This window comes from Allomuricauda sp. XS_ASV26 (genome assembly GCF_041224615.1).
Classification (GTDB): Bacteria; Bacteroidota; Bacteroidia; order Flavobacteriales; family Flavobacteriaceae; genus Flagellimonas; species Flagellimonas alginolytica.
Genome location: NZ_JBGFGK010000030.1, coordinates 171,868 through 195,159, shown reverse-complemented (window position 1 = coordinate 195,159; position 23,292 = coordinate 171,868). Strand labels below are relative to the sequence as shown.

At 40.7% G+C, this 23,292-nt stretch carries 20 protein-coding genes and 1 other RNA gene; 8 read left to right on the top strand and 13 right to left on the bottom strand.

Going from position 1 to position 23,292, the window contains the following annotated elements:
• The first annotated feature begins 181 nt into the window (after positions 1–181).
• Positions 182–1,456: a serine hydroxymethyltransferase gene (gene glyA / locus AB9K32_RS06000; RefSeq protein WP_252079913.1), complete on the top strand. Its 1,275-nt coding sequence runs from the start codon at positions 182–184 to the stop codon at positions 1,454–1,456.
• Positions 1,457–1,475: 19 nt separating this feature from the next.
• Here the strand turns inward: glyA and AB9K32_RS05995 are convergent, their stop codons facing one another.
• The 7 genes from AB9K32_RS05995 to AB9K32_RS05965 form a co-directional block, all read right to left on the bottom strand.
• Complete coding sequence (locus tag AB9K32_RS05995; protein WP_252079912.1) at positions 1,476–2,144, bottom strand: hypothetical protein; 669 nt, start codon at positions 2,142–2,144, stop codon at positions 1,476–1,478.
• Between the two features lie 180 nt (positions 2,145–2,324).
• Entirely contained in the window at positions 2,325–2,993 is a 669-nt protein-coding gene (locus AB9K32_RS05990) for a histidine kinase (RefSeq protein WP_224836725.1), read from the bottom strand.
• Between the two features lie 27 nt (positions 2,994–3,020).
• The gene (locus AB9K32_RS05985) at positions 3,021–5,105 is read right to left on the bottom strand and encodes an ATP-binding protein (protein WP_369884657.1); all 2,085 of its coding nucleotides are present in this window, start codon (positions 5,103–5,105) and stop codon (positions 3,021–3,023) included.
• Between the two features lie 314 nt (positions 5,106–5,419).
• Positions 5,420–5,593, bottom strand: coding sequence for a hypothetical protein (locus AB9K32_RS05980; RefSeq protein WP_369884656.1), 174 nt, complete (start codon positions 5,591–5,593; stop codon positions 5,420–5,422).
• A 139-nt stretch (positions 5,594–5,732) separates the two neighbouring features.
• Positions 5,733–6,467 (bottom strand): LytTR family DNA-binding domain-containing protein, encoded by a 735-nt coding sequence (locus AB9K32_RS05975; RefSeq protein WP_224836728.1) that lies wholly within the window; start codon positions 6,465–6,467, stop codon positions 5,733–5,735.
• Positions 6,468–6,932: 465 nt separating this feature from the next.
• Positions 6,933–7,322, bottom strand: a complete 390-nt coding sequence (locus tag AB9K32_RS05970; RefSeq protein WP_369884655.1) for an acyl-CoA thioesterase — start codon at positions 7,320–7,322, stop codon at positions 6,933–6,935.
• Between the two features lie 2 nt (positions 7,323–7,324).
• A complete protein-coding gene (locus tag AB9K32_RS05965; protein ID WP_369884654.1) occupies positions 7,325–8,365 on the bottom strand; it encodes a glutaminyl-peptide cyclotransferase in 1,041 nt (346 codons plus the stop codon).
• A 98-nt stretch (positions 8,366–8,463) separates the two neighbouring features.
• On the opposite strand from AB9K32_RS05965, the gene ffs reads away from it, so the two are divergent.
• The 3 genes from ffs (at position 8,464) to fsa (ending at position 10,090) form a co-directional block, all read left to right on the top strand.
• An RNA gene (gene ffs, locus AB9K32_RS05960) (signal recognition particle sRNA small type) lies at positions 8,464–8,562 on the top strand.
• A gap of 24 nt (positions 8,563–8,586) precedes the next feature.
• Positions 8,587–9,396, top strand: a complete 810-nt coding sequence (locus AB9K32_RS05955) for an SDR family oxidoreductase (RefSeq protein WP_369884653.1) — start codon at positions 8,587–8,589, stop codon at positions 9,394–9,396.
• A gap of 37 nt (positions 9,397–9,433) precedes the next feature.
• A complete protein-coding gene (gene fsa, locus AB9K32_RS05950) occupies positions 9,434–10,090 on the top strand; it encodes a fructose-6-phosphate aldolase (protein ID WP_224836732.1) in 657 nt (218 codons plus the stop codon).
• A 61-nt stretch (positions 10,091–10,151) separates the two neighbouring features.
• Here fsa and AB9K32_RS05945 read toward each other — a convergent pair whose 3' ends face one another.
• Positions 10,152–11,543: a TlpA family protein disulfide reductase gene (locus AB9K32_RS05945; RefSeq protein ID WP_369884652.1), complete on the bottom strand. Its 1,392-nt coding sequence runs from the start codon at positions 11,541–11,543 to the stop codon at positions 10,152–10,154.
• Positions 11,544–11,712: 169 nt separating this feature from the next.
• On the opposite strand from AB9K32_RS05945, the gene AB9K32_RS05940 reads away from it, so the two are divergent.
• Complete coding sequence (locus AB9K32_RS05940) at positions 11,713–13,341, top strand: ABC-F family ATP-binding cassette domain-containing protein (RefSeq protein ID WP_369884651.1); 1,629 nt, start codon at positions 11,713–11,715, stop codon at positions 13,339–13,341.
• Here AB9K32_RS05940 and AB9K32_RS05935 read toward each other — a convergent pair.
• Positions 13,338–14,057 carry a hypothetical protein gene (locus AB9K32_RS05935; protein ID WP_252079903.1) on the bottom strand — a complete coding sequence of 240 codons (720 nt, stop codon included), beginning with the start codon at positions 14,055–14,057 and terminating at the stop codon, positions 13,338–13,340. The two genes, AB9K32_RS05940 and AB9K32_RS05935, sit on opposite strands and share 4 nt — an antisense overlap.
• A gap of 216 nt (positions 14,058–14,273) precedes the next feature.
• On the opposite strand from AB9K32_RS05935, the gene AB9K32_RS05930 reads away from it, so the two are divergent.
• The gene (locus tag AB9K32_RS05930) at positions 14,274–14,804 is read left to right on the top strand and encodes a fasciclin domain-containing protein (protein WP_224836735.1); all 531 of its coding nucleotides are present in this window, start codon (positions 14,274–14,276) and stop codon (positions 14,802–14,804) included.
• On the opposite strand, the gene pheT is transcribed toward AB9K32_RS05930, so the two are convergent.
• Complete coding sequence (pheT, locus tag AB9K32_RS05925; protein ID WP_369884650.1) at positions 14,805–17,216, bottom strand: phenylalanine--tRNA ligase subunit beta; 2,412 nt, start codon at positions 17,214–17,216, stop codon at positions 14,805–14,807. It abuts the gene before it with no gap.
• 129 nt (positions 17,217–17,345) lie between these two features.
• On the opposite strand from pheT, the gene AB9K32_RS05920 reads away from it, so the two are divergent.
• Positions 17,346–18,593 carry a TlpA disulfide reductase family protein gene (locus AB9K32_RS05920; RefSeq protein WP_293295079.1) on the top strand — a complete coding sequence of 416 codons (1,248 nt, stop codon included), beginning with the start codon at positions 17,346–17,348 and terminating at the stop codon, positions 18,591–18,593.
• A 1-nt stretch (position 18,594) separates the two neighbouring features.
• On the opposite strand, the gene leuB is transcribed toward AB9K32_RS05920, so the two are convergent.
• Complete coding sequence (gene leuB, locus AB9K32_RS05915) at positions 18,595–19,713, bottom strand: 3-isopropylmalate dehydrogenase (RefSeq protein ID WP_224836738.1); 1,119 nt, start codon at positions 19,711–19,713, stop codon at positions 18,595–18,597.
• A gap of 12 nt (positions 19,714–19,725) precedes the next feature.
• Positions 19,726–20,898, bottom strand: coding sequence for a 2-isopropylmalate synthase (locus AB9K32_RS05910; RefSeq protein WP_293295081.1), 1,173 nt, complete (start codon positions 20,896–20,898; stop codon positions 19,726–19,728).
• A 147-nt stretch (positions 20,899–21,045) separates the two neighbouring features.
• On the opposite strand from AB9K32_RS05910, the gene AB9K32_RS05905 reads away from it, so the two are divergent.
• Positions 21,046–22,590, top strand: coding sequence for a hypothetical protein (locus tag AB9K32_RS05905; protein WP_252079898.1), 1,545 nt, complete (start codon positions 21,046–21,048; stop codon positions 22,588–22,590).
• Here the strand turns inward: AB9K32_RS05905 and AB9K32_RS05900 are convergent.
• Positions 22,580–23,290 carry an RluA family pseudouridine synthase gene (locus AB9K32_RS05900; RefSeq protein WP_338195470.1) on the bottom strand — a complete coding sequence of 237 codons (711 nt, stop codon included), beginning with the start codon at positions 23,288–23,290 and terminating at the stop codon, positions 22,580–22,582. The genes AB9K32_RS05905 and AB9K32_RS05900 overlap by 11 nt on opposite strands.
• Between the last annotated feature and the right edge of the window lie 2 nt (positions 23,291–23,292).

Genomic DNA, 23,292 nt, shown 5'->3' with positions numbered 1-23,292 from the left:
CGAAAAAGGTCGAAGGGTAGTATATCGTGGACCAAAAGGCTTAAAAACAGGGTTTTTATTACTTTTTGGGATTTGGCACATTGTTAACTGTTGTTTAATAAAAATACACAGCTAACGGTTTTTTATAGATAAAAATCTACGGGCAATTCGTAATTTTACCGCTTATTAAAAACAAAGGCAAATGCAACGAGACCACAAAATTTTTGAACTAATAGCACAAGAAAAGGATAGACAATTGGAAGGTATTGAATTGATAGCTTCAGAAAACTTTGTAAGTCCACAGGTAATGGAAGCTGCAGGTTCCGTACTTACCAATAAATATGCAGAGGGATATCCTGGAAAGCGCTATTATGGTGGTTGCGAAGTGGTGGACCAAGTAGAGCAATTGGCCATTGACAGGGCCAAGGAACTTTTTGGAGCGGCATACGCCAATGTACAACCACATTCGGGTTCGCAGGCCAATGCATCGGTTTACCATGCATGTTTAAAGCCGGGTGACACTATTTTAGGTTTCGACCTCTCCCACGGCGGGCATTTAACTCATGGTTCGCCCGTAAACTTCTCCGGTAAATTGTACAACCCGGTCTTTTATGGCGTGGACGAGGAAACAGGCATGCTGAACTACGACAGAATTCAGGAGATCGCCGATAAGGAAAAACCCAAATTGATCATTGCCGGGGCATCTGCCTATTCGCGCGATATGGATTTTAAACGATTTAGGGAAATTGCCGATAGTGTAGGCGCTATTTTGTTGGCCGATATATCGCACCCTGCAGGATTGATCGCAAAAGGAATTTTGAACGATCCTATTCCGCATTGCCATATTGTGACTACCACTACCCACAAAACATTGCGTGGTCCGCGTGGTGGCCTTATTTTAATGGGTGAAAATTTTGATAACCCATTTGGCATACGATTAAAGAACGGTAACCTTAGAAAAATGTCGGCACTTTTGGACCTAGCGGTTTTCCCAGGAAACCAAGGAGGCCCACTGGAGCATGTGATCGCTGCCAAAGCGGTTGCTTTTGGTGAAGCACTTTCCGACGAGTTCTTGCACTATATGGTACAGGTGAAGAAAAATGCCGCTGCCATGGCCAAAGCCTTTATGGATAAGGACTACAAAGTAATATCGGGCGGTACGGACAACCACATGATGTTGATCGATTTGAGGAATAAAAACATATCCGGCAAGGAAGCCGAACAAGTTTTGGTAAAAGCGGATATTACTGCCAATAAGAATATGGTACCTTTTGATGATAAATCACCATTTATAACCTCAGGTATACGTTTTGGAACGTCGGCAATAACCACAAGAGGCCTTAAAGAAGAAGATATGGAGACCATTGTTGGGTTCATCGATGAAATTTTAATGGATGCTGAGAACGAGGCCAAAATTGCCCAGATAAAACAAAAGGTCAACGATTTAATGAAATCGAGACCCTTGTTCAGTGTTTAGTAATCGCTAGCGTAAAGCGTTATTCGTACAAGAAAATACTTTCGTCGAACAGTTTTTTCTTTCGTAGGGAATATATTAGGGCCTTGTGCTTTTGTCCTTTATCAAAGTAAAGGCCCCAATAATCGTAATAACCGCACTTTGTCCGTAGTGTAGAGGTTTTCTTTTGGATAGCGGCGTTATTGTCTTCAAAAACAGGAACAAAAATCTCATACGGCATTTCGGTCAATCCTTTGGTAAAATAAACAAAGTGTTTGCCTATGGCCGTTAAAATATTGCTGGCTTCTTCGAGGATGCTGTTCTTGTGCAAACGGGTTATAACTATAGAGGTATCCTTAAAATGGAGAGATAGCTCTAAAATGTCCATGGGATAGGGACTTTTATTGTTCAGGACCTCCAGTGCTTTGTCCAACGATTTGGATATGTCCGAGTGGGTCTCTTCTACAAAATTATAATTGCCCCAATCGCCATTGTTAAAATGACGTAGGCATTCCCCTATACCAAAATTATGATGAAGGTCGATGACCAGATTAGTGGAATGGTTTTTTGAATCGTGCCTGCAAATTACTTTGGCAGTAGCGAAAAAATACTTTTCGAGTACGCGTAAAAAATCATCCAATCCATCGGTGGCCAAATAGGTTTTTGGACCAGATTTTTTATGATTGTTATTTGGTTTATTTGATGATGACATGTGGAGTTGATTGAACTTCGTGATTCCTTCAACATAAAATTAGGATGAATCTTTTGCATGGGATTACAGATTATCCTTAAAAATTCTGGGGGTTTTCCCTTGTTTGTAAGTTTTTTTTGATTTTTTGGGCCTAAACCAACCACAAAATCGTCACAACGCCTTATTTTACGGTATTCGAGCCTAAATAAAACCTCGGTTTTTTGCGGCTAAGATCAGGGCAAGATCGTTTTCGTTTTCGGTTCCGAACAATGTCTTTAGGTGCCTTTTTCTATTTTCAATGGAAGATGGGGAGAGCCTGATAAATTTTTCCAGATCCTTGTTCTTTGTTCCTTTGGAAAGGTGATATAGTATTTGTTTGTCCTTCTCATCTATTTCTATGTCATTGGCCATCTTTTTTCTTATGGCCCCCAATGCCTTGGACGAATAATAAGGAGGCTCTGTCATTATGGTTCTAACGGCTTCTTCCAGCGTTTTGGGGTCAATATCCGTTTTAACCAAGTAACCATCTGGATCCACGGATTTCAATATACTGTTGATCCTAAAGTTGTCGCTAAAGGAAGACATAAAAACAATTTTACTCTCGGGAACAATTTTACGGGCCAAAATACCAAGATCCTCACCGGTATAGGGCTGGTCTTCATTTGGGGCAAAAAGTTGGACATCCAAAAAAAGGATATCGTATTTAAAGGTATTAACGGAATCCTCTATCAGTTTTTTACCTGTGTGGTAAGAGGTAGCTGTATCGACTATAATATTGTGGCCATCGAATTCTATGCCTTCGAGTATGAACTTGTACCCGAGCATGGTCATTTCATGGTCGTCTATTGCAAGTATTCGTAGTGTTTTCATCGTAGGTATTCTTATTAATTTGGGGGACTATGCGTTTACAACATGGTTTTGGTCCGTTGTTTCGAACTCAACATATTTGGCCGGCATGGTAACCGATATAGAGGTACCTTTCCCGGGCCGACTGTCAATGTCCAAAACTCCTTTAACTTTTTTAACTCTGGAAACAATGTTCCTTAACCCGATTCCTTTCTTTTTTCTACTGGGATCAAAACCAACACCGTCGTCGGTTATGGTTAGTTTTAATTTGCCGTTGGTTGATTGAAAGGATATGGATACATTTTGACTTTTTGCGTGTTTTACACAGTTTTTTAATGATTCTTGAACTATTCTATAGGCATTGATCTTAATGTCTCCCAGCAAATTGTCCCAATTTAATTTTTTGTCGTAAGCAAAGGAACAATTCATGCCGGACGATTTCTCAATTTCGTTGATCATGTCTTCCATGGACACGATAAAATTATGAAATTTTTCATAGGATGCATGGTTCAGTTCATGGGAAATTGTGCGAATTTCCTCTTCGACAAGACGTAGTTTTTCTATTAAATTGGTTCTTTGGTCAATTGAGGCTTGGTCCTTTCTTTCGTTCAATCCACCTAAAATAAGCCGTATGCCCAGCATTTCCCCCAAAATACCATCGTGCAGCTCTTCGGATATTCGTTTTTGTTCCAATTGTTTACCTTCTTTAAACTTTCCTTGTTGGGATAGCATTAAATTGTAAATTTCTTGATTGCTCTCCTGTAAACGCTGTTTCGATTTTAATTGACTGTTGCTCACATAAAGGGAAATAATGATCAAAAATCCGATACCAAAAGTTATAAAAAGAGCGGTAAAGTATATCCAAACTTGTTTTTCCTTGATCAAAATTTGGTTGGCTTCGATAACTTGATCGGTTTCCAATCGTATTCTGGCAAATTTATCTCGTTTGGTTCGTTCCTCTACCTTTATAATATCGCTTAATTGGGCATATTCCTCAAAATACGATTTAGAATTGGCCGGGTCTAGGCCGTTCAACAACCGCAGTGCGTCCAACATACGGTCGTTGTTGTAGGTTTCTTTGGCAACCTCGAACGATTCCTTGGCTTGGGCAATAGCTTGTAGGGTGTCTTTTTTAGCGGCCAAGACCTCTGCATAGTAATAATTAAGGCGGGCACGATCGTATAAATCGCCATATTCTGCGTTTACCACAAAAGCTTCGTTTAGGAGCTGTTCTGCTTGCTCGGCATCGTTGTCCAGTTTTAAAACAGTGTAAGCAAAACTGCCCAAGGCTTTTTGGTATGTGTCCGGCAGACTTTGCTTTAGTTTCTCATTATTAATAAGCTGTAAGTATTCATTTTTAGCTTTTTCATAATCCCCTGCATTTAAATACACACTGGCGATATTGTTTTGGATAAACCACATCGATTTATTTTTACCGGGATTATCTGATTTATCCAAATATTCGAGGGCTTTATTGTAGGATTCAATAGATTTTTCGGTATTTCCCAAACCTTTGGCAAGTACTCCGAGAACATTATAGCTGCTATGAAGCCTATAATTGTCTTCCAGATCATCGAATATTTTTATGGCGGCAGTAGCGCTGATCTCACCGCCCAAATAATCCTTGTAAGAGTCCTGTACCCGAGCCATTCCGTAATACATTCTTGCTCGGAGTGATTTTGAAGTGGAGTCCACAGGCATTTTTTCGAAACTTTTTAATGCGTTGCGGTAATAAAACATAGCACTGTCCATTACACCTTTGGATTGTAAAAAAAGAGCCAAGTCCCAATTGGAATAGCCCAACACCTTGTTTGATTTGGCGTTCTGCGATAGCTTGATCAATTCTTGATTGGTTCTCCTAAAATTTAAAGAGTCCCTAATTCTTAAATAGGCCAAAGAAATTTTGGAGAGTTGCTCAAGCTTTATGGAGTCGTTCGAAAGGGCCGTGGTTTTTTCTTCCGCTTGTTTTAAATAGGCCTTTTTGTCCTCCAAGGTCAGCTCTTTTGCGGTCTTGGCAATGTTTACCAGCTCCTGTATGGAATCTAGTTCCGGGCCGGTAATTGCCTCGGTTTTTGGGGACTGCTTGGCGCACCCCCAGATCAATACTGCCAGTATAGCAAAGGTTACTTTCTTCAAACTAATGTGGTTTATTTAACCAAGGTAACAAAAAAAGCCCCAAAGCAGTGTAGTTTGGGGCGTGGTTTTATAGTATTGTTACATTGGTTTTAGCGAATATCCGTGGGGCTTTGTTGTAACCTTATAAGGCTATTCTTTCTGAGGCCCATCTCAATTCTTTGTTGTAACGATATTTCTTGTTGACTTAACTCAGTGGTAAGCGCTAGGCTCTGCTCCAATTTCTCATCTTTTTTATATAAAAGTATGGTCAATACAATCAGAACTAAGGCAAAAAGTTTATTTATGTGAGGTTTTGGCATAATTAGCAAGATCAATTATTCGTTGTCACCACGTCCATCTGGGGGAATAATATCATCATCGTTTGCACTCTCGTCAATGGTAAGTTGTTCAAACAGGGCCTCGGTTTCCTGTACATCCGTTTCGGTTTCACAAGAGTAGAATCCTACTGTTAACAAGGCCAATGCTAAAATGCTAAATACTTTTTTCATAATATTAGGTTTTTGGTATAAATATTAGGTTTATACCGGCTAAATTATGGGGCATTTAAAGTAAGCGAAGTAGTTTTGGCCGGGGAGTAGTAAAGCCAAGGTTTCTGCTAGAATTTGGCTATGATCTGTTAGAATTCTGTTAATTAAGGGCCTTTGTTGCCGTTTTGGAGAGTGTTTGCTTTAAAAGATCCACCTTGTCCTTGTAGGTCTTGGAAAAAGGAAGTTCTTCTACTTTACCATAATTAAGGCTGCAAATGGATTTGCCATAGTTTATCCGAGAAACATACCGGCTGTTGATGATATAACTCTGGTGTACCCGTATAAATTGCCCTGGCAATTGTTTTTCGAAAGATTTCAGGGTTTTAAAAGCGCTGACAACGCTCCCGTCCTTCATAAAAAAATCGGTAGAGTTGTTATCGGATTTTAGATATAGGATGTTGTTCATATCCAAGTATCTGTAATCTTTATATGATTTTAAACAGATAGTGGAGGGCGTATCTTGCTTTGGATGCATCTTGCGCAAACGCAAAACTGTTTTTCTTATATCAAACTCGTTATGGGGCAGGATCCAATAATCAAAAAATCCGCTCTTAATGGCATTGTATGCATATGCCTTGGTTTTGGCGTACCCTATTATTATGGGAAGTGTCTGCATATATTGGTTGAGCTCCGCGACCATTTGGAAGTAATCCACACCATCTTTACCTAGATTGATGAGAACCACATCGGGGTTGAACTTTAAAATGGAATTTAGACCTGCCGAGGCATTGGTATCGACACTTGTGCACATAAAATCATCGTATTCCTCCAAGTACAGCTGTAACTGTAGCTTAGAAGATGCATCCGAGTCTATTATGTTATAGGTGTATTCCATTTACAAATTGCTGATTGCAAGTTACTAACGCACGAAAAAAACTCATTGCAGTTTTCCCTTAAAAAAACTAGGGATTTCTTCCTAAAACGGGTTATTTTCCTACAGTTTTCCATAAAAAAACGTTAAACAGGAAATAACTGTAATTTTTCTTGGAGAATTTTTAACCCAAATTTTAGGTCAGAATTAATGGTGGTCCACACCCTTTTTTATTACAAGTTTTTTAAGAAAAAATCAAAATAGGGTTTGGAAAGATGTGTGTTTAGTAGGTTCAATAAATAGCTTTGGTTTTTGTTTGGTCTACTACTATATTACAATTTGTACCATAAGGCTCAAAATTTTAATCGGAAGAATTTCGGTTTTGCCCTATAAATTCGATGAACTGCTGTTTTTTAATGGGATCAAAGCACAAAAACATGGTCAAAACTTTGTTTTACAGAGTCTTAGTCGTACAAGGGAGAGGTGCTGTTATTCAAAAAGTACTTTGATTTCTTCAGGAATTCGTTTGGGACGGAAAGTCCTTGCGTCCAACAGGCACCATTCCGTTACACTTTTTACCAAAAGATTTCCCGTTTTGCGGTCTGTAATTTCCACCACACGGGTCGATATGGGCCCTTTGCTGCTTTTTATGTACGTTTTCAGGTGTAGGGTATTGCCCAATAAGGCTGATTTATGGTATGTGATATTGTGGTTGCGGACCACCCAGATCATACTCTTTTGAGTTTCTTGCGACGTAGCAGAGGTCCAATGTTTTTTGGAAATATCCTGGATCCATTCAATATACCGGATATTGTTTACGTGGTTCAGGTCGTCCAGATCATTTTGGACAACCATTACGGTTTTGGTATAACTCCGCATTACTACTTCTTAAGGATTTTTACCTCAAAAAGTTTGTCCCAGTTTTTACCGGTCACAAAAAAAGTTTTCTTTTCTGGATGATAGGCAACCCCATTGAGCACCGAATTGTTATCGTCCCATTCAGCACCTTTCTTCACTTTATTTTTTAGACCTCCAAAATTAATTACACCCTCTATAGCACCGGATGTTGCATCTATGATCATCATGCTCTCCTTTTGGTACACGTTGGCATAAATTTTTCCGTTCACATATTCCAGTTCGTTGGCCTTATTAAAAATTGATTTGTTGGTCGCTATCTCAATGTACCCGGTTTCTTCAAGGGTATCTGGGTCCAAGAACCATATTTTTTCGGTGCCGTCGCTTTTGAATATTTTATCGCCATCGTTGCACAGGCCCCATCCTTCGCGACTTTTACCATAGGTAAAGTTTTTGATTTTTTCCAAATCGCCAATGTTGTACACAAAGCCGATACCGCTCTGCCAGGTAAGTTGATACAATTTATTTTTCAGTATAGTGATGCCCTCTCCGAATATAGAGGCATCCATATCGATCTGTTGCATAACTTCTCCCGTCTCAAAATTGACCTTTCGCACAGTGGAAGCTCCTTTTTTGCCCGTACTCTCATATAAAACTCCTTCATGAAACTCCAGGCCCTGTGTATAGGCACCGGTATCGTGGGGGTAGGTGTTCAAAATTTCGTAGGTGTAAATTTCTGGTGCCGACTCCGCCAATACCCTGATCTCTTTTTCAACTTCTACGGTTTGATCTTCAATATTGAACTTGGCAATAAGTGTTTTGGTGCCCAAAGTGGGCAGGTCCATGGTCAATTTTCCATTGGTGAGGGGCATTTCCTTACCATCTATTAAGTACTGCAGATTCGAAATTTCGATGTCCTTTTTGTTCTTTAAAGCAACACCCACCTGCTGGTTTAGCTGTATTGATTTGTTTTCCAGCTGAATGGAGAAGTGCTTGGCCGGGTCGGGATTACCGCCACAGGCCAAAAAGAAAAGCAGTGTAGTTGTTGCGAAAAAAAGTTTGCCCATGGTTTTGAGTGTTTGTGTCATAGCAAGTTATCAAGAATCTTCGAAATTAAGAATGAAATGGGATTGCCACAAATTTTAAAAGGTCGTATATTTGCACTCGGCAAGTCCTACACGACCAGCTCCTGCAGAATCCCCCAGGGCGGGAACGCAGCAAGGGTATGTGGTCGTAGCGGTGCGATGTAGGTAGCTTGCCTTTTTTTGTACCCAAAAATCAGATGATCATGGATAAAAAAGTTGTACTGATCACAGGCGGTTCTTCAGGAATTGGTAAGTCCATTGGCTCATTTTTGACCCAAAAAGGCCTTACGGTTTATGGTACTACGCGAAATCCTAAAAATTATCCCGGCTTTGATCATTTTGAACTGGTCCAATTGGACGTGAAGGACGTGGAAAGTATACAAAAAGCAGTTTCCTACGTTATTTCCAAGGAAAACCGATTGGATGTTTTGATCAACAATGCCGGTGTCGGCATTACAGGGCCTATTGAAGAGACACCACACGAGGAAATTCTACATGTTTTCGATACAAACTTTCATGGTCCCGTGCATGTAATGAAGGCGGTATTGCCACAAATGCGCCAACAGGGTGGGGGTACCATCATCAATATAACCTCTATTGCAGGATATATGGGATTGCCTTTCCGAGGATTCTATTCTGCCACCAAAGGTGCTTTGGGGCTAATCACAGAGGCATTGCGTATGGAAACCAAAGATTTTGGCGTTACCATTACCAATGTCGCACCAGGGGATTTTGCGACCAACATAGCCTCTGGCAGGTACCATTCCCCGGTGATCAAAGGTTCGGCTTATGCAGAAAAATATGGTCAAACCCTTAAAGGGATCGATGAAGATGTGGATGGTGGGGGGGACCCCGTTCAAGTAGCTGAGGCTGTATATAAGATCATAAATCAAAAGAAGCCCAAGGTCCATAATCCGGTAGGGGCATTTTTACAAAAATTTTCACTTAGGTTAAAGAAGATATTACCCGATAAAGTCTACGAAAAATTACTCCTCAACCATTATAAATTGTAATTTTATACCTCTTACGAACCTATATAAATACTTAGAAATGAAGTTTTTTATCGATACTGCCAATTTGGACCAGATTAAGGAAGCCCAAGAGTTGGGCGTACTGGACGGTGTAACCACCAATCCCTCCCTAATGGCCAAAGAAGGTATTACTGGAAAAGATAATATCCTTAAACATTATGTGGACATTTGCAATATTGTGGATGGTGACGTTTCCGCCGAAGTGGTGGCCACGGAGTTCAACGAAATGGTGAAGGAAGGTGAGGAGCTTGCCAAATTGCACGATCAGATCGTGGTAAAAGTCCCTATGATAAAAGATGGGGTAAAGGCATTGAAATACTTTTCCGATAACGGTATCCGTACCAATTGTACTTTGGTTTTTTCACCAGGGCAAGCGCTGTTGGCCGCTAAAGCCGGAGCAACTTATGTTTCCCCTTTCTTGGGTAGATTGGACGATATTTCCACCGATGGACTTAACCTGATCGCGGAAATCCGTTTGATTTATGATAACTACAATTTTGATACCCAGATATTGGCAGCATCAATCCGTCACACGATGCACGTAATCGACTGTGCAAAGTTGGGTGCCGATGTAATGACCGGCCCATTGTCCTCGATCGATGGATTGTTGAAACACCCCTTGACCGATATTGGATTGGAAAAATTCTTGGCGGATTATAGAAAGGGAAATTCCTAATAGAAAAGAATAAACAATTAAACAGGCCCTGAATGAAAATCGTTCGGGGCTTTTTTATTCGCTATAAGGAAGTGTAAAGATTGGCAAACCCATCTACTATTACCGTATCCTTGGCAATAACGCATTTGTTGAGCCCGTCAATGATCATGGCCATCTGGAGCTCCTTAAAGTTTTCTCCAAAATACTGTTTATTGGTGTCCAACTGATACTCTTCCATTAGCTGTTGCCATTGGTTGTAATTGGTTCTTAGGTTAATCCCTATAAAATTGTAATGCGGGTATTTTTCTTCAAGAGATGTAATATGCTGGTTTACATTTCTAAAATGTCTTTTTTGCTCAGCGGTCCAGAAGTAAAACACCGTATTCTTTTTGTTGTTGGCCAGTTCCTTTATGGACACTTCCTCATTGTTCATGTTCTTGACCAACAAATTGGGCAGAGCCGTGTTCGGCTGCAAATTTTTGATGCCTTTGTAAAGTAGATCGATCTCTTCCTTGTGTTGATCGTTGGATGATAGCTTTTTGAACTTCTCGATAAAAGCTGATGCCTCCTCGCTGGTTTTGTGTTCCCTCAATAAGTAATCCATGGCAACATTTCTAAATAAAATGTCTCTTAGCTCTACCTGATGCACCAAACTGTCAACAAGGGCCAATTTATGTTTGTTAAAGTGCAATCTATCTACAACAGGCTCTTTATTGTCGGAAGTACAATCTTCCAAACAAGCGGTATAGGACATATTGCCAAAATGCCATTTCATAAAATCAAAATAGGGTCTAAAATAAGTCAGGTCCTTATTGTTTAGATCTATCTTTTTTCGGTACTCGTAAAAGCTGTCGTCCAACTCGTGGATGGTTTCCTCCCCGGTTCGTTTTTTATGATAAAAAGGATATTTCTCTTTGGTAATGTAGGTGTTGTAATCTATGGAAGCCTCCGCCATTGCATAAGCACGATCGGAGAATTCGTTCTCCAGGGCCAAATCTTTTAAGTGATTCACTTTAGCGGTATGCAATGAATCTATTTTTTTGCTAAAAGTTTCTGGATCCATTACGTAAAAATCTTTAACGACATCCTCCTCTTTTTCGTTCTTGAGGAAAACCTCGATCAAGAAATTATTGATTTCGCTTCCTTTTCCGGAGTAGACCAAAGATTCGTCGAACTCAACCGTGTTCAGTCTGGCCAAAAGACTATCCCCTTTGCTTAAGTAGACATACTGTAGTTCTGGGGCATGATCAAAATGATATAACCCTTCTTCTATGTTATCAAACCTGAAAGCAAAATGGTTGTTGTTGTCCAACTTTACGGAATCAACATAGGCATCGTTGTGATACAGCACCACATAATCACTAGTGGGGTTCACAATTTCACCCCCAAAATAGATGGAGGATTTGTTTTCTGACGTACCAGAACAAGATACAAGTGAAGAAAGTACAGTGAGGCCGAGTAATAATCTTACCATATATAGCTAAGGATACAATTGAATCAAAAATAAACAACCCGATTAGCCTAACTTGTTAACGTGTAGTTAAATGTTGTTAAACGGTTATTTTTGATCGGTTAAATATGGGCATTTAAATTAGAATTACGAATCCTATTTAACTATTTTTGCAAAAAATAAAGATAGTTGCATGTTATCAGTATCGAATTTATCCGTACAGTTTGGCAAAAGAGTTTTGTTCGATGAGGTCAATGTAACCTTTGCCCAGGGAAATTGTTACGGTATTATTGGCGCCAACGGCGCTGGAAAATCCACTTTTTTAAAGATTTTATCGGGACAGATAGATCCCACCTCGGGACATGTGCACTTGGAGCCCGGCAAGCGTATGTCCATTTTGGAGCAAAACCACAATGCCTACGATGAGTTTCCTGTGTTGGAGACCGTGGTAATGGGCAACAAGCCTTTGGCCAAAATTAAAAAAGAGATCGATGCACTGTACGCAGACTATACAGATGAAAATGCAGAAAAAATCGGGGAGCTCCAGGTCAAGTTCGAGGAAATGAACGGCTGGAACGCCGATAGTGATGCTGCCGCCATGCTTTCCAATCTAGGAATTACCGAAGATTTGCATTACACCAACATGGGCGATCTGGATCCCAAGTTAAAAGTAAGGGTACTTTTGGCACAGGCCCTTTTTGGAAGCCCGGATGTATTGATTATGGATGAGCCGACCAACGATTTGGATTACGATACCATAAATTGGTTGGAAAACTTTTTGGCCAATTACGACAATACGGTGATCGTGGTTTCCCACGATAGGCACTTTTTGGATGCCGTTTGTACCACTATTGCCGATATCGATTTTGGAAAGATCAACCTGTTTTCCGGAAACTATACGTTCTGGTACGAGAGCAGCCAATTGGCAGCCCGACAAAGAGCACAGCAGAACAAAAAAGCGGAAGAAAAAGCAAAGGAACTCAACGAGTTCATACAACGTTTCAGTGCGAACGTAGCTAAGAGCAAACAGGCTACTTCCCGTAAAAAAATGTTGGAGAAACTAAAGGTCGAGGACATTAAACCGTCCAGTCGAAGGTATCCGGCCATCATCTTTGATCGCGAACGCGAGGCTGGGGACCAGATTCTGAACGTAGAAAAGCTCTCTGCGATGTCTGATGATGGAGACCTGCTGTTCAAAGATGTCAACATCAATTTGGCGAAAGGGGATAAGGTGGCCATTTTGTCCAAAGACTCCCGTGCCACTACGGCATTTTACGACATTGTAGCCAATAAGATAAAGCCCGAGAGCGGTAAATTTCAATGGGGCGTAACCACCACACAATCGTATTTGCCGGCCGATAATTCGGATTTTTTCCAAGAGGACGTCAACCTTGTGGACTGGCTGCGTCAATGGGCCAAAACCGAAGAAGAAAGGGAAGAGGTGTACATTAGGGGATTCCTGGGCAAGTTGTTGTTCAGTGGAGAAGAAGCCCTAAAAAAGTGTACGGTACTTTCAGGTGGTGAAAAAGTGCGTTGTATGCTAAGCCGTATGATGATGCTCCGTGCCAACGTACTTATGCTGGACGAACCAACTAACCACTTGGATCTAGAAAGTATAACGGCGTTCAACAATTCCTTAAAAAACTTTAAAGGCACCATACTGCTCACCACGCACGATCATGAGTTCGTTAACACGGTAGCGAACAGAATTATTGAGCTTACACCAAACGGTGTTATCGACCGCTATCTGAGTTTTGACGAATATATGTCGGATAAATCCATTAAGGCCCAGCGCGAAAAAATGTACGCAGTAACCGCCTAGGCGTTAAAATATTTGCTTTTCCAGATAGCGGGGTTAAAGTTTTTTCCAAGGGCAAATCCATAAAAAATAACTATGGATGCGATACATTTGAACATAAAAAAGAAGATAAGGAAAAACTCCGCTGTGGAACTTTTTTTGGAAAAAAGTCCTTCAGGGACCAATAAGGTTGTCAAATAACTGATCAACAATACCAGAACGATCAGATTCACCATATTTTTGAACGGCCAGGCAAACCATTTGCGCAAGGGGTGAAGGTCGTTGCCCCATTTGTGGATCAAATAATAATAATTGTTACCTATTGGTGCGAACAAAAGAGGGTCGTCCTTGTCCTCTAATTTGAACAACTTGGAAGGAGCTATGATCTTAAATCCTTTGAGTTGGGTTTGATGCATAGCTTCCAAGTGCTTTATTTTTGAAATGGCCTCCTGTGGAATGTCACCTTTAAATAGAGAACTGTCCAAAAAGCGTAATCTGTAGTCGATACAGATATCCTTAATTTGATCAATGTGATAGATTTTTTCTGTTTCCAAGAGCTCAAAATCAAAGGTATTGGCCAAGGTGTTGCTTGGTGCATCAATACGCGTGGCAATTTGCTCTTCGTTAAGTGCATCTTCATTTAAAATACGTTGCACTTCAGCTAGAATGTTATTGTCGTTTTTGGCTCTACGTTTTCTGTCCTTAAGTTTTTGTTCGATGTTTGTTCCTTTCAAAATCATGCTATTTTTTTGGTAATCTTCTCAAATTTAAGCATTTGATTTTTTGATCATGACATCCATCATAAACCATGAATGTTAAGTTTGTGTTAAATGAAATCTTGGTTGTAAAAAAGTACTTCGTTCTCTCGTAAAAAGATGTATCTTATCGGAGTTTTTGGCATTTAATCGTATAACAGTACCTTAAAATATAAAGTTTCGGCTTTTGATCGCAGTATAATGAAGACCCCCATCTCTAAATTCCTACTTGGCCTTGGTTTGGCTTTTAGCCTTTTTGCCTCTGCACAAAATACATCGAACGCATTGGCCTATGGGTCAGATAAACTCGATAATCACAAAATCTTGTTCAATGCTGTAAATGCAACCGAATTGGGGTCTCTTCTTGCTAAATCGGGCCCATTTACCATATTTGCACCTTCCGATGCAGCGTTCGCTAAGTTTTCCAATAATAAGATAACGGAATTGATCAATGCAGAGGATAAGAGTGCGTTAAAATCATTGTTGGCCTACCATATTGTAGCTGGCCAATTAACGGCATCAAGAATGTTGAGAGCTATCGGTAGAGGAAATGGCACAGCGGCTTTTACCACAGTTCAGGGCAAAAAGCTCACGGCTCATTTGGATGGTTACGACATTGTACTGACCGATCCGGTCGGAAACACGGCCAGAATTACTACGGCAGACTTAAATCTCGAGAACAAAGGGGTTATCCACGAGATTGACAGTGTTATTTTGCCTGCACAAATGTAATTATCGAAGTTCAGCTCCCAGTTGCTTCTGGTATTGGGTCAATAATTTCCCCATTATTTTGTCGATTTGCTTATCGGTAAGAGTTTTGTTTTCGTCCATAAGGGTGAAGCTTACCGCATAGGATTTTTTACCATCAGGAAGATTTTTACCTGTATAAACATCGAATAGGTTTACCTTTTTAAGTAACTTTTTCTCCGTGCTCCAAGCAATATCGTACACCTTTTGAAAAGTAATGGAGTCGTCCAATAACAGGGCGAAATCCCTTGTTACCTCTGGGAATTTTGGAATTTCTTTAAAAGTAATATTGTTCCTGTTAACGGCATTGAGAACGGAATCCCAATCCAAATTGGCATAGAATACCTCTTGCTTAATATCAAAACGTTTCAATGCTGATTTAGCCACCAAACCAAGGGAAGCTATTTGATTGCTGCCCTTCACAAAGGTAATACCCTCGGCAAGATTATCGTCAGTAGCTGGCTCAACGTCCAAGTTTCCTAGACCAAGGCGTTCAAAAAGAATTTCAACAATTCCTTTTAAATAGAAAAAATCGGATTTTCGTGAACTTGTAGCCCAACTATTTTCCGTGCGTTCTCCCGAGATAAAAATGGATAAATGCTGATTTTCTTGGAAACCTTCATCCATTTTGTGGTAGGTTTTCCCAAATTCGAACAATTTTAGGTCGTTTTTTTGCCTATTATGATTGTAGCTCACAGTTTGTAGACCAGAGTGCAGCATGGAGGTTCTTAAGATGGATAGGTCCGAACTTAATGGGTTCAACATTTCCACGACAGATGTATTTTCCTCAACAAAATCCGAAGAAACCAAGCTATTGGTCATAATCTCATAGAATCCCTTTGCAGCCAAGGTATTCCCGATGATATCCTGTAATCTGTGGTTTTCAAAGCGGGAAGATTTGGCAATGGATGCGTTTAGTTTTTCCTTAAAATCAACATTATTGTATCCGAACACCCTTAAGATCTCCTCAATAACATCCACCTCTCTTGTTACGTCGACTCTGTAGGTAGGAATGGTAAGACCCAATCCGGACTCTGTTACATTGTTGATGCGTATTTCTAGCGAGGATAATATCGATTTTATGGTATCTTGGGGTATCTCTTGTCCAATTAGTGAGTTTATTTTATTAAAAGTCAAGAAAACCTGTCTGTCCTGTGGTTTTTTAGGGAAAAGATCAATTATATCCGAAGTGATATATCCCCCAGCTATCTCCCTAATAAGCAAGGCGGCTCTTTTTAGTGCATATTTGGAAAGGTTGATATCGATACCTCTTTCAAACCTGAAGGAAGCATCCGTGCTCAGACCATGTCTTTTGGCTGTTTTCCGGATGGATACAGGGTCAAAATAAGCGCTCTCCAGGAAGATGGATGTAGTGTGCTCGGTGACCCCGGAGTGAATACCTCCAAATACACCGGCAATACACATGGGCTTTTCACCATCACAGATTATGAGGTCGTCCTCGTGCAATTCCCGTTCCACCTCGTCCAGAGTAGTAAACTTTGTGCCTGCTGGTAGTGTTTTGACCTCAACTTTGTTGCCCTTTATTTTCGAAGCATCAAAAGCGTGCAAAGGCTGTCCTAATTCGTGCAATACATAATTGGTTACATCCACTACATTGTTAATGGGGGTAAGTCCAATGGATTTCAAGCGATTTTTTAGCCAATCTGGCGACTCCTGAACAATCAAGTTGCTAATAGTGACCCCGCAGTATCTTGGTGCTAGATCACTATCCTTGACCTCAACATCGATTTTTAAAGATCTATTGTCAACGGAGAAGTTGCTGGTAGATGGTGTAACCAGTTCTTTCTGTATCTCTTTTTGTTCCAGCCCGGCCTTAAGATCGCGAGCCACACCAAAATGGCTCATGGCGTCGGCCCGGTTAGGGGTCAGTCCTATTTCAAAAACCTCATCGTTCTCAATATCAAAAACTTGGGCGCATGGAGTTCCGGGAACCAAGTCATCATTTAGGACCATAATACCATCATGACCGTCACCAAGACCTATTTCGTCTTCTGCACAGATCATACCTTGGCTTACTTCGCCTCGGATTTTTCCTTTTTTAATCGTCCAAGACTCACCTTCTTTAGTGTACAATGTGGTCCCAACGGTGGCAACCGGTACCTTTTGGCCGGCAGCTACGTTTGGAGCGCCACATACAATCTGCAATGGGGCTTCTTGTCCAACATCTACGGTGGTCAGTTTAAGTTTATCTGCATTTGGGTGCTTTTCGCAGGTCAGAACTTGTCCGACCACTATGCCCTTTAAACCACCTTTAACTGATTCGAATTGGGCAATACCCTCAACCTCCAGGCCTAAATCCGTTAATAGCTCACCTGTTTTCTGAGCATCCCAATCAATTTGCACAAATTGCTTTAACCAGTTGTAAGAAATCTTCATACCCCATTTTTAGAGGGCACAAATATATAACAATAGAGCAACAGATTCAACGATTATAATGACCTTAGACCGTAACTGATTCTTCAAATTAAAATGTAATTGCTACATTTAAGAAAAATCTCTCACTATATGAATAGGATAGCCTTGGTAATGGCTGGGCTTTTTTTGTTATTGGCCTCTTGTAAGAATAATAAAACACCAGAGCTTAAGGAGGGGCAATGGCTTGCCGAAATCGAAGTTTCGAATGGGCAACGCTTGCCTTTTGAGTTTACTTTGTCCAAAAACATGGACAGTGGTTACGTTATGAAAGTTTTTAATGCTGAAGAAGTAATTACCATTGATGAATTTGAATTTAATGGTGATTCCATTGATATCCGTATGCCCATTTTTGAGGGTCACATATCCGGAACATTTACTGATGAGCAGATCACGGGACAATTTTTGGAAGAAAGTAAAGGCAGGAGTGTGCCGTTTAAAGCTACTTATGGTTTTTCCGAACGCTTTAAAACTGCAAAAGACGCTCAAGTGAACATTTCCGGTATCTGGGAAACCTATTTTAATGTAAATACCGAAGGGGAATACCCTGCCAAGGGTATTTTTATGCAAAATGGAAACAAAGTAAAGGGCACCTTTAGGACCAATACGGGAGATTACCGTTACTTGGATGGGGTGGTTACGGGAGATAGTCTAAAACTATCCGCTTTTGATGGTTCACATGTATTTTTGTTCTTGGCCCAAGTGACCGATAGCACCCTAAACGGTACATTTTACTCTGGAGAGCATACCGTTCAGGAGTTTATGGGAGCAAGAAACGAAGCTTTTGAACTGCCCGACTCGAATAGTTTAACTTATTTGAGGGAAGGCTACGATAGATTCAATTTTTCTTTTCCCAATACAGAAGGGGTAGAAGTGTCCTTGGACGACCCCATGTTCAAAAACAAGACGGTTTTGGTGCAAATTATGGGTACTTGGTGCCCCAATTGTTTGGATGAGACGCGTTTTTATGTGGATTATATAAAAAACAATCCAGAACTGGACGTGCAATTTGTAGGGTTGGCTTTTGAGTATGCTAAAACCGAGGAAAAAGCATTTGAAGGGATTCAACGCTTAAAAGAAAGGGAAGAGGTCCCTTATCCAATTTTATTGGCGCAATACGGAACATCCAATAAGCAAAAGGCGAACGAAAAATTACCTATGTTAAACCACATTTTGTCCTACCCAACAACTATTTATATAGATAAAAATGGGGATGTAAGGAAAATCCATACAGGTTTTAACGGCCCGGCAACTGGAGATAAGTTTGTTGAATTTAAAAAGGAGTTCAACAAGACCATACAGGAACTGGTCAATACCGAAGATGGTAATTTAGGTAATTGATCTATATAATGGTCGACTTGCCTAAATCTATATTTTCATCGTTCATAAGGGTGTCGTCCTCAAAGTCGACTATACTATGCGCTATAAAGTCCCCGACGTGATTGGTGCCGTATGGGCTATCCTTCTTTAAGTCTGGGGTGACTATTCCTTTTTTCAGTGATTTATCCACTGCTTTTTTAACGGCCAAAGCCTCTTCGTTAAGGCCAAAATGCTCCAAAAGCATGGCTGCGGAGAGTATAGATGCGATCGGGTTGGCAATATCCTTGCCCTTGGCTTGTGGGTAGGAGCCATGTATGGGTTCGAACAATGCATTTTCCTCTCCTATGGAGGCGGATGCCAATAACCCAATGGAACCACCAATTACACTGCCTTCGTCGGAAATAATATCCCCGAACATATTTTCTGTCAGGATAACATCAAACTGTTTGGGATTCAATATAATCTGCATTGCCGCATTGTCCACAAATAAATAGTCCAATGTAACCTCCGGATAACTCTCGCCGATTTTGGTCACCACTTTGCGCCATAAACGCGAGGACTCCAGTACGTTGGCCTTGTCAACCAAGGTAAGTTTCTTATTTCGACCTTTCGCAGCTTTAAAGGCCAAATGTGCAATTCGGCTTATTTCTTCTTCGGTATATTCGCAAAGGTCGGATGCTTTAGTGCCTTCCTCGTTCAGTTTTTTCTCGCCAAAATATATACCTCCGGTAAGCTCTCTGTAGATTACAAAATCCGTTCCCTGGATTACTTCTTTTTTTAAAGGCGACCTGTCCAAAAGAGTTGGGTAGGCTTTAACCGGCCTAATGTTCGCAAACAATTCAAGTTCCTTTCGTAATTGCAATAAACCTTGTTCCGGACGAACCTTGGCCTCAGGGTCATTATCGTACTTTGGGTCGCCAATGGCACCAAAAAGTACAGCATCTGCCTCTTTGCACAATTTTAATGTGTTATTGGGTAGGGGAACTCCTTTTTTGTCTATGGCGATAGCGCCTACCGGTGCCTCTTTAAAAAGAAAATGTTGATTGAATCTTTCTTCGACCGCCTCCAAACATTTCACCGTTTGGGCCAAAACTTCCGGTCCAATACCATCTCCGGGGAGCAATGCTATTTTTAATGCCATATACAATTGTTGTTATGCTAAACTCTTCATTCCAATATTGCTGGTTTCCACAATTTCGTGAATGTCCTCGTCCATGATTTCCTTTTTTCTATCGGCATACTGCAAAAAGTTCTGATATACCGTATCCAATTGAAGCTTGGTGAGTTCGTAACCAATATTTTTTGCTCGATAGGCGAGAGCAGCACGCCCGCTACGTGCCGTAAGCACAATGGATGATTCGCTCACTCCTACATCTTTTGGATCTATGATCTCGTAGGTCTCTCTTTGTTTGATCACCCCGTCTTGGTGGATTCCAGAACTATGCGCAAATGCATTGGACCCTACAATGGCTTTGTTCGGTTGAACCGGCATACCCATTTTTTGTGAAACCATGGTACTGGTGTCCCAAAGCAATTTGCTATTGATGTCCGTGTCCAAATTTAGGTAAGGATGTTGCCTCATGATCATTACCACTTCCTCCAAAGAAGTGTTCCCGGCTCTTTCCCCAATACCGTTTATGGTACACTCGATTTGCCTAGCACCATTGATAACTCCCGCAATGGAGTTGGCCGTGGCCAATCCCAGGTCGTTGTGGCAGTGACAAGATAGAATAGCTTTGTCGATTCCGGTTACGTTCTCCTTCAAGTACTTCATTTTTGCACCGTACTCTTCGGGCAGGCAATAACCCGTGGTGTCTGGAATATTGAGCACTGTGGCCCCTGCTTTGATTACCGCTTCGCAGACTCGGGCCAAAAACTCATTGTCGGTTCTACCTGCATCTTCTGCATAAAACTCAACGTCCTCCACAAAAGACTTTGCATAGGAAACGGCCTCAACGGCACGTTCAATAATTTTATCTTGTGTGGAATTGAATTTATATTTAATATGGGATTCGGAAGTTCCGATTCCAGTATGAATTCTTGGTCTTTTAGCATCTTTTATGGCTTCGGCGGCAACTTCAATATCTTTTTTTACCGCGCGGGTCAATCCACAGACCGTTGCATTTTTGACCAATTTGGCAATTTCGTTGACAGATGTAAAATCACCTGGGCTAGATATGGGGAACCCTGCTTCGATTACATCAACACCAAGCTCATCCAGTCTTTCGGCAATGATTAATTTTTGTTCGGTATCCAGTTTACAGCCTGGTACCTGTTCCCCATCCCGTAGCGTTGTATCAAAAATTTCTACCTTATCTTTACCCATTATATCAACCTGTTTTTTTCTATGACTTACGAAAATAGAGAAGGAGGGCTGAAGACGAAAAGCAATTGCGTAACCGTTACAACGTTAAACTGCTTTTAGGTTGATTTAATATACTGATTATCAATTGTGTAAATAATATTTTTTACGATGACAAATGCCCATAAGGATGCTTTGTTCGTTTTGGTAAAGTCGCTATCAAAATCCGAAAAACGCCAATTTAAGCTGTATGTTGGGAGATTGGGTGTAAACGCCGATGCTAAATTTTTGGCATTGTTCAATCTTTTGGACAAACTCCGTAAGTATGATGAAAAGCAGATTTTGGATAGTGGCATTGTCAAAAAATCACAACTCTCCAACCTCAAGGCACATTTGTACAAGCAAATATTGGTGAGCCTGCGATTGAATCCGGTAAACCAGAACGTCCGTATCCAAATTCGGGAACAATTGGATTTTGCTACAATTCTATACCAGAAGGGACTGTACAAGCAAAGCTTGAAGATTTTAGAGAAAGCCAAAAGCTTTGCTATCGAAAACGAGGAGAAAAATGTGGCATACGAAATTGTAGAGCTGGAAAAAGTAATAGAGACCCAATACATTACCCGAAGTATTCCGGATAGAGCGGACGAACTTGCTGTGGAAGCCAAGGAATTGTCGGAGCTCAATGTGTTGACCAGTAAGCTTTCCAACCTTTCTTTACAATTGTACGGAATGATGTTGAAAGTTGGCTATGCAAGAAGTGACGAGGATCTTAATAAGGTCAAGACGTATTTTGATGCACATATGCCGGACTATACAATTGAGAAAATGGGTTTTCGGGAAAAATTATGGCTGTACAAAGCACATTTATGGTACAGTTTGTTAATTCAGGACTTTTTGTCAGCCTATAAATATTCCAGCAAATGGGTGGACCTTTTCTATGAGAACGATCATATGATATCCTTGAACCCAGTATTCTTTTTAAAAGGGAACCATTATCTGTTGGAGTCTCTTTTCTTCGTAAAATATGCATCACAGTTTAGGGAGACGCTGGAGCGTTTGGAACAACAGGTAGGTGATGACAGGTTCCCCAAGAACGACAACATTGCCTCGCTTGCGTTTTTGTACATCAATACCAATAAATTGAACCTTCATTTTTTGGAAGGCACGTTCGATAAAGGCATTTATTTGGTCAATATTATAGAATATGGTATCAAAAAACATAGGCAACAGATAGACGAGCACCATATTATGTTGCTCTATTATAAAATCGCGTGTTTGTATTTTGGAAATGGGGATAACAAGAACTGTATTGCCTATCTAAAAAAGATAATATCCAACAAGCAACTTAAAATGCGCGAGGATTTGATGTGTTTTGCAAGGGTCTTGAGCCTTGTTGCGCATTATGAGGCCGGTATGGATTATCATTTGGAAGTACAACTTAAAAGTACGTACAAGTTTTTGTTGAAAATGAACGATTTACATGAAGTTCAAAAGGAGATGATAAAGTTTCTTCGAAACCTTGGGGACATCTATCCGACCGATTTAAAAGGCGAGTTTCAGAAATTGTACAACGAGCTCAAAAAATATGAGAACCATCCTTACGAGAAAAGGGCATTTCTCTATTTGGACATTTTATCTTGGCTGGAAAGTCATTTGCACAACAAACCCGTTTCCGAAGTCATCAGGGAAAAAGCCTTGGCTCTTACTCGTTAAGGCAAGCGCTCCAAACAGGATCGATCGGTGGTGGGGCCAAAAATGCAATCGGTTCTTTTTTTACCGGGTGCAACATGGCCAAACTTCTGGCATGTAAATGGATTCCACCATCTTTGTTGCTGCGGTCAGCGCCATATTTTAAATCGCCCTTAATAGTGCAGCCGATAGCTGCCAATTGCGCCCTTATTTGGTGGTGTCGGCCAGTTTTAAGGTCAATTTCCAATAAATAATAACTATTCAATTTTTTAATAACCTTATATTCTAAAATTGCTTTTTTGCTATTGGGCACCTCCTTGTTATGGGCGTAGGATTTGTTCTGTTTTGGATTCCTGACCAACCAATGGGTCAGCGTGTCTTTTTCTTTTGGAGGTGCATCCTTAACGACCGCCCAATATATTTTTTTGGTATCACCCTCTGCAAACATTTTATTTAAACGGGGTAAAGCCTTCGATGTTTTTGCAAAAAGAACTATTCCAGAAGTAGGCCTGTCCAATCGGTGCACAACACCCAAGTACACATTGCCAGGTTTGTTATATTTTGCTTTTATGTATTTTTTTACGACTTCGCTCAAAGGGTCGTCGCCGGTTTTGTCGCCCTGGACGATATCCCCGACACGTTTATTTACAACGATGAGATGATTGTCTTCAAAAAGCACTTGAAGGTTCGAGGGGACGGAATACTCTTTATTGCTAACTGACAATT